Here is a 9,192-nt window from a genome sequence, read left to right as displayed (position 1 = left end):
GCCGTCGGAGTGTCCGTCGGTTTTGCCGTCGGTGTGTCCGTCGGTGTGTCCGTCGGTTTTGCCGTCGGTCTTGCCGTCGGTCTTGCCGTCAGAGTGTCCGTCCGTCTTGCCGTCGGTGTGGCCGTCGGAGTGTCCGTCGGTGTGTCCGTCGGTGTGGCCGTCGGTGTGTCCGTCGGTCTTGCCGTCGGAGTGTCCGTCGGTGTGGCCGTCGGTGTGTCCGTCGGTCTTGCCGTCGGTGTGGCCGTCGGTGTGTCCGTCGGTCTTGCCGTCGGTGTGGCCGTCGGTCTTGCCGTCGGTCTTGCCGTCGGTGTTCCCATCGGTCTTGCCGTCGGTGTTCCCGTCGGTGTGGCCGTCGGTCTTGCCGTCGGTCTTGCCGTCGGTGTTCCCATCGGTCTTGCCGTCGGTGTTCCCGTCGGTGTGGCCGTCGGAGTGTCCGTCGGTGTTCCCGTCGGTCTTGCCGTCGGAGTGTCCGTCGGTGTTCCCGTCGGTCTTGCCGTCCGAGTGTCCGTCGGTCTTACCGTCGCTGTGCGACCCGTCCGCGTGAGACCCGTCGCTGTGCGACCCGTCCGTGTGAGACCCGCCCCCGTGAGACCAGTCCGTGGTGGTCGTCGTCGTCGACGACTCCTCCGTTACCGAGTCGCTTAGTGCCGAGGCGCTGAGCGGTGCACCGAATGCCGCGAGGGCACTCAGAGCGACGACGGCTGTCGTCTTGATGAGCGTCCGCCGAGCCCGCATGGACGGCGGGACGCTGTCGTTATGAAATTTCGTGCGAAGCACCATGTTCCCCTGGTCGCCTAGGCCCCCCTAAGCACCAACGGGTCCGAAAGTAGAGAGGGGCGATGAACCGGCTGGGAAGACTTGACTTCGTCGCCGTGCGCCGTCACAATCACGCGACGTGCGCCGGTCGACGTGCCGTGTCGGCTCCTTCGGGGATGCGCATGCGGGTGCGCGCAGAAATCTGCCCTCATCGCCGGTAAGGGGGGCAGTCGGAAGTGCCCGGCGATGAGGGCAGGTTCACAGCATAGGGCCTTTTCTGTCCCCCATTTGGGGGACACGGGAGGATTGCATCGCGGGTATCGCGACTGCTAGCGCGTGGGCGATGCAACACTCGCTGATTTGCCCCACCGCCTCCGCTGCGGATACCCTCGCCACATGTCGTCGATCACCGTGCGCACCGAGGAGCTCTTCGTGAGCACCGGTGACGAGCGTCGACGTCGGGTCGCGCGCCGATTCTCGGCGACCTCGTAACCCGCCATCGGTCGGGCATACGGGCGTCGCCGCCCCGGTTCACGCTGATTTCAGCACCAGCCCCGACTCGTAAGGTGGATACATGACCCTCTCGGTCGCCGTTTCCGGCGCTTCCGGCTACGCGGGTGGCGAGATCCTCCGCCTCCTGGCCTCTCATCCCGATGTCGAGATCCGCACCGTCACCGCGCACTCCAACGCGGGGCAGCCTCTCGTCGCGCATCAGCCGCACCTGCGCTCGCTCGCCCATCTCGAGCTGAAGCAGACCACACCCGAGGTCCTCGCCGGGCACGACGTGGTCTTCCTCGCTCTACCGCACGGTCAATCTGCGCAGTACACCGACGCCCTGGCCGATACCCCGCTCGTCGTCGACGCCGGTGCCGACCACCGCCTGACCTCCGCGGAGGACTGGGCGGCGTTCTACGGAGGGCCCCACCCCGACCCCTGGGCGTACGGGGTGCCCGAGCTCCCCGTTGCGGGCGGGAAGCAGCGCGAGAACCTCCGCGATGCGACGCGCGTCGCGGCCCCCGGCTGCAATGCGTCGACCGTCGCGCTCTCGCTCGCCCCCGGTATCGCCGCCGGGGTCATCGACCCCTCCGACATCGTGTCGGTCCTCGCCGTGGGTCCGAGCGGCGCCGGCAAATCGGCCAAGACCAACCTCCTCGCGAGCGAAATCCTCGGCTCCGCCAACCCGTATGCCGTTGGCGGTACACATCGACACATCCCCGAGATCCGGCAGGCGCTGGTCGCCGCCGGGGCGCCGCGAGACGGCATCCGGCTATCGTTCACTCCCGTTCTCGTGCCGATGTCGCGCGGCATCCTCGCCACCTCGTCCGCCCCCATTCGAGAAGGAGCGACGGATGCCGAGATCCGCGGCGCCTGGGAGGTGGCTTATGGCGAAGAGACCTTCGTCGAGCTGCTCCCCGAGGGCGTCTTCCCGCGCACGGCCGACGTGCTCGGCGCGAACATCGCGTCGATGGGCCTGGCGATCGATCGCGCGGCCAACCGAGTGACGGTCGTCGCCGCGGTCGACAACCTCGTCAAGGGCACGGCCGGTGCCGCCGTGCAGTCCATGAACCTCGCGCTCGGTCTCGCCGAGACCACCGCCCTTCCCCTGAACGGAGTCGCCCCGTGAGCGTGACCGTCCCCGCAGGATTCGAGGCCGCCGGCGTTGCGGTCGGCCTGAAGTCGACCGGCGCGCGCGACGTCGCCCTCGTGGTGAACCGCGGCCCGCTCAAGGTCGGGGCGGCGGTGTTCACGTCGAACCGGGCGAAAGCCAACCCCATCCTGTGGTCGGAGCAGGTCGTCAAAGACGGCACGATCGAGGCGGTCGTGCTGAACTCGGGTGGCGCGAACTGCTTCACCGGATCCTTCGGGTTTCAGACCACGCACCAGACCGCCGAGCGCGCTGCCGAGCTGCTCGGTGTCGGAGCGGGCGATGTCGTCGTGTGCTCCACCGGGCTCATCGGCACCGGTGACGAGGTCTTCCGCGCCAGAGTGCTCCAGGGCGTCGACGAGGGCGTGGCCGCTCTCTCGACCGAGGGCGGAGAAGACGCCTCGCTGGCGATCATGACCACCGATTCCCGGCCCAAGCGCGCGGTCCACAGCGGCGCCGGGTGGTCGATCGGCGGCATGGCGAAGGGCGCCGGAATGCTGGCTCCCGGTCTGGCCACGATGCTCGTCGTGTTGACGACGGACGTCGTGCTCGACGCGGTCGAGGCCGATGCCGCCCTCCGCTCGGCGACCCGGGTCAGCTTCGACCGGCTCGATTCCGACGGCTGCATGTCGACCAACGACCAGGTCACGCTCCTCGCGAGCGGTGCCAGCGGCATCCGGGTGGATGCCGCCGAGTTCGCCGCGGCCCTCGCCGGGGTGTGCGACGACCTCGCCGCGCAGCTGCAGGGCGACGCCGAGGGCGCCAGCCACGACATCACGATCCAGGTGGTGAACGCCGCGAGCGAGGACGACGCCGTCGAGGTCGGTCGCTCGGTCGCCCGCAACAACCTCTTCAAGGCCGCGATCTTCGGCAACGACCCCAACTGGGGCCGGGTGCTCGCCGCCATCGGCACCACGAACGCGGCCTTCGACCCTTACGACGTGGACGTGTGGATGAACGGCGTGCGCGTGTGCACGGCCGGCGGTCCCGACCGCCCGCGCGAGGACGTCGACCTCACCCCGCGCGCCACCGACCTCGTCATCGACCTGCGGGTGGGCGAGGCGACGGCCACGATCCGCACCAACGACCTCACGCACGACTACGTCCACGAGAACAGCGCTTACTCCTCATGACCCACGTCGATCTCCAAGACACCGATCCCGCCGAAGCCAGCGAACGGGCGATCACGCTCGTCGAGTCGCTGCCCTGGGTGCGCAAGTACCGCGACCAGGTCGTGGTGGTGAAGTACGGCGGGAACGCCATGGTCAGCGACGAGCTGCAGGACGCCTTCGCCGCCGACATCGCCTATCTGCGCTACGTGGGCGTCAAGCCCGTGGTCGTGCACGGCGGCGGCCCGCAGATCTCGTCGATGCTGAACCGCCTCGACATCCCGAGCGAGTTCCGCGGCGGCTACCGCGTCACCTCGACCGAGGCGATCGGCGTCGTGCGGATGGTGCTGACCGGTCAGATCAACCCGCAGCTCGTGGCCAAGGTCAACGCGCACGGTCCCTTGGCCACCGGCCTCAGCGGCGAAGACGCCGGCCTCTTCGGCGGTCGCCGTCGCGGTGTCGTCGTCGACGGCGTCGAGCACGACCTGGGCCGCGTGGGCGATGTCGTCACGGTCGACCCGCAGCCGGTGCTCGATCACCTCGCCGCGGGGCGCGTGCCGATCGTGTCGAGCATCGCGCCCGACCTCGACAACCCGGGAACGTCGTTGAACGTGAACGCGGATGCCGCGGCGGCGGCGCTCGCGACGGCCCTGAACGCCAAGAAGCTCGTCGTGCTGACCGACGTGCCCGGGCTCTACGCGGACTGGCCCAACCGCGACTCGCTGGTGTCGCACCTCACCTCGACGGAGCTGCGCACCATGCTGCCGACGCTCGAGTCGGGCATGATCCCCAAGATGCAGGCGTGCCTCGACGCCGTCGACGGGGGAGTGCCCACCGCGGCCATCATCGACGGCCGCGTGCCGCACTCGGTGCTCGTCGAACTCTTCACCAACAAGGGAATCGGAACGGAGGTGGTCGCATGACCACCGCAACCTGGCAGGACGACGCCGGACGCGATCTGGTCCGCAGCTTCGGCGACCGCATGGCGCTCTTCGTGCGCGGAGAAGGCGCCTACGTCTGGGACGACGAGGGCACGAAGTACCTCGACTTCCTCGCGGGCATCGCCGTGAACGCCCTCGGCCACGCGCACCCCGTGTTCGTGAAGGCCGTCTCGGAGCAGGCGGCGACGCTCGCCCACGTGTCGAACTACTTCGCCACGCCCCCGCAGCTGGCGATGGCGGCGCGGCTGAAGCGCCTCGCCGGAACGGGCGAGTCGGGTCGGGTCTACTTCGGAAACTCCGGCGCCGAGGCGAACGAGGCGGCGCTCAAGCTCGCCCGCCTGCACGGTCGTGGCACCGATCGCACCCGGATCCTCACCCTCAAGGGCGGCTTCCATGGCCGGACGATGGGCGCTCTCGCGCTCACCGGCAAGCCCGCGCTGCAGGCCGACTTCCTTCCGATGGTCCCGGGCGTGGAGCACATCGACGCCACGATCGAGGCGCTCGAGGCCGCGATGGACGAGCGGGTCGCCGCCTTCCTCGTGGAGCCCATCCAGGGCGAGGCCGGAGTGGTCGAGCTGCCCGAGGGGTACCTCCAGGCCGCGCGCGAGCTCACCGAACGCCACGGCGCGCTGCTGATCATCGACGAGATCCAGACCGGTGCGGGCCGGACCGGCGCGTGGTTCGGCTTCCAGCACGCCGGGATCGTTCCGGATGCCATCACGGTGGCCAAGGGCATCGGCGGCGGCTTCCCGATCGGCGCGCTCATCACCTTCGGTGCGGCCAGCGACCTGTTCTTCCCGGGCACGCACGGCTCGACCTTCGGCGGCAACGCCCTGGGCACCGCCGTCGGAGGCGCCGTGCTGCAGGAGATCGAGTCGGCCGGTCTGGTCGAGAACGCCGCCCGGCGCGAGACCCAGTTGCGCGAGGGGATCGCCGCCCTCGGGTCGCCCCTCGTCGATGGCGTCCGCGGTCGGGGCCTGCTCCTCGGCATCGGGCTCACGAGCCCCGTCGCCAAGGCCGTCGTCGCCGCCGCCCAGCAGCACGGTCTCATCGTCAACGCCGCGAACGACACGACGATCCGCATCGCGCCGCCCTTGACGATCCAGGATGCCGAGATCTCGGCGTTCCTCGACCTCTTCGGTGCCGCGCTGGCCACCGTCTCCGATGCCCTCATCCTCGAAGGAGCCCCCGCGTGACCCGCCACCTGCTGCGTGACGACGACCTGACCCCGGCCGAGCAGGCCGAGATCCTCGACCTCGCGATCGAGCTGAAGAAGGACCGCTGGGCGCAGAAGCCGCTCGAAGGTCCTCAGACGGTCGCCGTCATCTTCGACAAGTCGTCGACGCGCACCCGTGTCTCGTTCGCCGTCGGCATCGCCGACCTCGGCGGCTCCCCGCTGATCATCTCCACCGCGAACAGCCAGCTCGGCGGCAAGGAGACCCCCTCCGACACCGCCCGCGTGCTCGAACGCCAGGTCGCCGCGATCGTCTGGCGCACCTACGCGCAGGCGGGTCTGGAAGAGATGGCGCGCGGAACCCGCGTCCCCGTGGTGAACGCGCTCAGCGACGATTTCCACCCCTGCCAGCTCCTCGCCGACCTGCTGACCATCCGCGAGCACAAGGGCGAGCTGAAGGGGCTGACCCTGTCGTTCTTCGGCGACGGCCAGAGCAACATGGCGCACTCATACGTCCTGGCCGGGGTCACCGCCGGCATGCACGTGCGAGTCGCCGCCCCCGCGGACTACGCGCCGCGCGCCGACGTGATCGCCGACGCCGAGCGGATCGCCGCCGAGACCGGCGGGTCGATCACCCTGCTCGTCGACCCCGAGGCCGCGGCATCCGGAGCCGATGTCATCGTCACCGACACGTGGGTCTCGATGGGCAAAGAGGAGGAGAAGATCGCGCGCATCCGCGACCTGGGCGGCTTCAAGGTCACCAGCGAGCTCATGACGCGCGCCGACGACGACGCGATCTTCATCCACTGCCTCCCCGCCGACCGCGGCTACGAGGTCGACGCCGAGGTCATCGACGGCCCGCAGAGCGTCGTCTGGGACGAGGCCGAGAACCGACTCCACGCCCAGAAGGCGCTCCTGGTGTGGCTTCTGCGTCAGCAGTGACCTCTTCGCCGCTCGGCCGCGCCTGGTCCCGTTTCGACGGGCCGGGCCGGCTGGTCGGCGTGGACCTCGCGCGCGGGCTGGCCGTCCTCGGCATGCTCGCCGCGCACCTGCTCGACACCGAGCACACGCTCGCACCCGACCCGAGCACGTGGGTCACCCTGGTCAACGGCCGCTCGTCGATCCTGTTCGCCGTGCTGGCGGGCGTCTCGATCGCGCTCGTGACCGGCGGCCCGCGGCCGCTCGCCCCGCAGCGACGACCGCGCGCGGCGGCCCGACTGGCGTTGCGGGGAGCGCTGCTCTGGGTGATCGGTCTGCTGCTGGTGATGACGGGGGTTCCCGTCTACGTCATCCTGCCCGCCTACGCGCTGCTGTTCGTGCTGGCACTGCCCTTCCTCGGCATGCGCGCACGCGATCTCTTCCTGACCGCCGGGGCGCTCGCGCTCCTCATGCCGTGGGTCCAACCGCTGCTCGACGCGGCGCCCGTCTTCGCGGGGCGCGGCGGAGCCGAGCTCGAGGCCGCCCTGGGGTGGAATTACCCCTTCACGGTGTGGATCGCCTTCCTCCTTGCGGGGATGGGCGTGGGGCGCCTCGATCTGCGGGCGCTGGGGGAGCAGATCCTGCTCGTGATGGCGGGCCTGTCGCTCGCCCTCGCCGGGTACGGCTTCGCCCTCGCCACGGCCCCCGTCGCGGCGGGTCATCCCTACCTCGCCGCCGTGCTGACCGCCGAGGACCACTCCTCGGGCCTGTGGGAGGTCGTGGGCTCGGGCGGCTTCGCGCTGGCGGTGATCGGCATCTGCCTGCTGCTGTGCCGCACGCCGCTGCGCTGGATCGCCGTCCCGCTGCGCGCCGTCGGCTCGATGCCGCTCACCGCGTACGTGCTGCAACTCGTGGTCTGGGCGGTCGTCGCCCTCGTCCTGCTCGGCGACACCTCCGACCTCTCCGGCATCCGCGAGGCGGGCCTGTTCGTGCCCCTCACGCTCGGGCTCATCGTGGGCTGCACGGTGTGGGCGCTCACGATCGGTCGCGGCCCGCTCGAGATGTTCGTCGACGCGGTCGTCCGCCTGATCGTGGGGCGGGATGCCACGCCGGGAGCGCGGTCGTCGGGCCCGGCGCCCGTCTCGGGCTCCGGCGGTGTCGGCGGCCCTCGGTAGGCTGGGTGCATGAGCAGCGAGACCGGTCAGTCGACGAACGAGGGCGCCCTGTGGGGAGCCCGTTTCTCGGGCGGACCGTCTCCCGAGCTGGCGGCCCTGAGCCGCTCGACCCATTTCGACTGGGACCTCGCGCTCTACGACATCCAGGGGTCGCACGCCCACGCCGCCGCCCTCGAGGCGGCGGGCTACCTCACCGCCGATGAGGCGAAGGCCATGCACGATGGCCTCGACGAGCTCGCCGCCCGCGTGCAGGACGGCTCGCTCGTCGCCGCACCCGGCGACGAAGACGTGCACGGGGCGCTCGAGCGCGTGCTCATCGAGACCGTGGGTCCGGCCCTCGGTGGCAAGCTCCGCGCCGGCCGCAGCCGCAACGACCAGATCGCCACGCTCGTGCGTCTGTACCTGCTCGACCACTCGCGCACCCTCACGCGGGAGCTCCTGCGCCTCATCGACGCGCTCGTCGCGCAGGCCGAGGCGCACGAGGGCGCGATCATGCCGGGGCGCACGCACCTGCAGCACGCGCAACCGGTGCTGCTCGCGCACCACCTGCAGGCGTACGGCTGGGCGTTCGTGCGCGGCCTCGAGCGCCTGCGCGACTGGTCGGTGCGCGCCTCGGTGTCGCCCTACGGCGGCGGCGCGCTCGCCGGAGCCACGCTCGGCCTCGACCCGCAGCTGGTCGCCGACCGTCTGGGGCTCGCACGCCCCGCCGAGAACTCCCTCGACGGTACGGCCTCGCGCGACGTGGTCGCCGAGTTCGCGTTCATCACCGCGATGATCGGCGTCGACCTCTCGCGCCTGGCCGAAGACGTGATCCTGTGGAACACGCGCGAGTTCGGCTTCGTCACGCTCGACGACTCGTACTCGACCGGCTCGAGCATCATGCCGCAGAAGAAGAACCCCGACATCGCCGAGCTCGCGCGCGGCAAGGCCGGTCGCCTGATCGGCAACCTGTCGGGACTTCTGGCGACGCTGAAGGGCCTTCCGCTCGCCTACAACCGCGATCTGCAAGAAGACAAAGAGCCCGTCTTCGACTCGGTCCGTACGCTCGAGCTCGTCCTCCCCGCGTTCTCGGGCATGATCGCGACCCTTCGCTTCCACACCGACCGCATGGCCGAGCTCGCCCCGCAGGGTTTCTCGCTCGCGACCGATGTCGCCGAATGGCTGGTGCGCCAGGGCGTGGCCTTCCGCGACGCCCACGAGATCTCCGGAGCCCTTGTGCGCGCCTGCGAGGAGCGCGAGATCGGTCTCGAAGACGCCGACGACGCGTTGCTCGCCTCGGTCTCGCCCGAACTGACCCCCCGGGTCCGCGAGGTCCTGACCATCGAGGGGTCGGTGTCGAGCCGCACCGGGGTCGGCGGGACCGCCCCGGAACGCGTGCGCGAGCAGCGCGAAGAGCTCGTCGTGCGCGCGCAGTCGGCCTCCCGACCGCTGACCATGTGAATATCAGCTTCTTGCTTATCAAACTTGGCTCATA

The 9,192-nt window shown here is 70.4% G+C and carries 7 protein-coding genes and 1 pseudogene; 7 read left to right on the top strand and 1 reads right to left on the bottom strand.

Going from position 1 to position 9,192, the window contains the following annotated elements:
- Positions 1–735: pseudogene (locus tag F9B98_RS15800) on the bottom strand (hypothetical protein); the annotation flags it as partial.
- 595 nt (positions 736–1,330) lie between these two features.
- On the opposite strand from F9B98_RS15800, the gene argC reads away from it, so the two are divergent.
- From argC to argH, 7 genes are read left to right on the top strand one after another with little or no spacing between them, the layout of a single operon-like run.
- Entirely contained in the window at positions 1,331–2,380 is a 1,050-nt protein-coding gene (gene argC, locus F9B98_RS01055) for an N-acetyl-gamma-glutamyl-phosphate reductase (protein WP_150951672.1), read from the top strand.
- Positions 2,377–3,534, top strand: coding sequence for a bifunctional glutamate N-acetyltransferase/amino-acid acetyltransferase ArgJ (gene argJ, locus F9B98_RS01050; protein WP_150951671.1), 1,158 nt, complete (start codon positions 2,377–2,379; stop codon positions 3,532–3,534). Before argC ends, argJ begins: the two co-directional genes overlap by 4 nt.
- Positions 3,531–4,433, top strand: coding sequence for an acetylglutamate kinase (gene argB, locus F9B98_RS01045; protein WP_150951669.1), 903 nt, complete (start codon positions 3,531–3,533; stop codon positions 4,431–4,433). Before argJ ends, argB begins: the two co-directional genes overlap by 4 nt.
- The gene (locus tag F9B98_RS01040; RefSeq protein WP_150951667.1) at positions 4,430–5,647 is read left to right on the top strand and encodes an acetylornithine transaminase; all 1,218 of its coding nucleotides are present in this window, start codon (positions 4,430–4,432) and stop codon (positions 5,645–5,647) included. The genes argB and F9B98_RS01040 overlap by 4 nt, the downstream gene beginning before the upstream one ends.
- On the top strand, positions 5,644–6,567 hold the full coding sequence (gene argF / locus F9B98_RS01035; RefSeq protein WP_150951665.1) for an ornithine carbamoyltransferase: 924 nt from the start codon (positions 5,644–5,646) through the stop codon (positions 6,565–6,567). The genes F9B98_RS01040 and argF overlap by 4 nt, the downstream gene beginning before the upstream one ends.
- Entirely contained in the window at positions 6,564–7,718 is a 1,155-nt protein-coding gene (locus tag F9B98_RS01030) for a heparan-alpha-glucosaminide N-acetyltransferase domain-containing protein (RefSeq protein ID WP_225310180.1), read from the top strand. Before argF ends, F9B98_RS01030 begins: the two co-directional genes overlap by 4 nt.
- Before the next feature lie 9 nt (positions 7,719–7,727).
- Positions 7,728–9,158, top strand: a complete 1,431-nt coding sequence (argH, locus tag F9B98_RS01025; RefSeq protein WP_150951661.1) for an argininosuccinate lyase — start codon at positions 7,728–7,730, stop codon at positions 9,156–9,158.
- Positions 9,159–9,192: the final 34 nt, after the last annotated feature.

Source organism: Microbacterium testaceum StLB037 (assembly GCF_008763945.1).
GTDB lineage: Bacteria > Actinomycetota > Actinomycetes > Actinomycetales > Microbacteriaceae > Microbacterium > Microbacterium testaceum_G.
This window is presented reverse-complemented; position numbering and strand designations above follow the sequence as displayed.

What these genes read in the sequence shown, in the direction of transcription:
- argC (WP_150951672.1), top strand. Translation starts at nt 1,331, where the DNA reads ATGACCCTCTCGGTCGCCGTTTCCGGCGCTTCCGGCTACGCGGGTGGC.
- argB (WP_150951669.1), top strand. Translation starts at nt 3,531, where the DNA reads ATGACCCACGTCGATCTCCAAGACACCGATCCCGCCGAAGCCAGCGAA.
- F9B98_RS01040 (WP_150951667.1), top strand. Translation starts at nt 4,430, where the DNA reads ATGACCACCGCAACCTGGCAGGACGACGCCGGACGCGATCTGGTCCGC.
- argH (WP_150951661.1), top strand. Translation starts at nt 7,728, where the DNA reads ATGAGCAGCGAGACCGGTCAGTCGACGAACGAGGGCGCCCTGTGGGGA.